1 tRNA gene and 2 rRNA genes are annotated in these 383 nt (G+C 49.1%); all 3 read left to right on the forward strand.

Annotated elements, in window-relative coordinates:
* Window positions 1-113: ribosomal RNA gene (locus ACU68U_RS09275) — 16S ribosomal RNA — on the forward strand; the annotation flags it as partial.
* A gap of 44 nt (window positions 114-157) precedes the next feature.
* Window positions 158-234 (forward strand) — tRNA-Ile (locus ACU68U_RS09280).
* Between the two features lie 56 nt (window positions 235-290).
* Window positions 291-383 (forward strand): 23S ribosomal RNA (locus ACU68U_RS09285); the annotation flags it as partial.

Consider the following 383-nt stretch of genomic DNA (forward strand, 5'->3'; position numbering starts at 1 on the left):
TAATACCCGAAGCCTGTGACCTAATTGAGGAGCAGTCGAAGGTAGGATTGATGACTGGGGTGAAGTCGTAACAAGGTAGCCGTATCGGAAGGTGCGGCTGGATCACCTCCTTTCTAAGGAGTGCTAAACTCTTAAGTATTTACTTTAAGGTTCCTATGGGCCTGTAGCTCAGGTGGTTAGAGCGCACGCCTGATAAGCGTGAGGTCGGAGGTTCGAGTCCCCCCAGGCCCACCAATGACCTAACCAAAGGTCAAAAGAACATTGAAAATCGAATAACAGTATATATTTCCGGTCAAGAAACTAAGGGCGCAAGGCGGATGCCTTGGCACCAGGAGGCGAAGAAGGACGTGACAAGCAACGAAAACCTCGAATAGGAGCAAATA

The sequence above is a fragment of the Finegoldia sp. P3-F-LR genome, assembly GCF_052932165.1.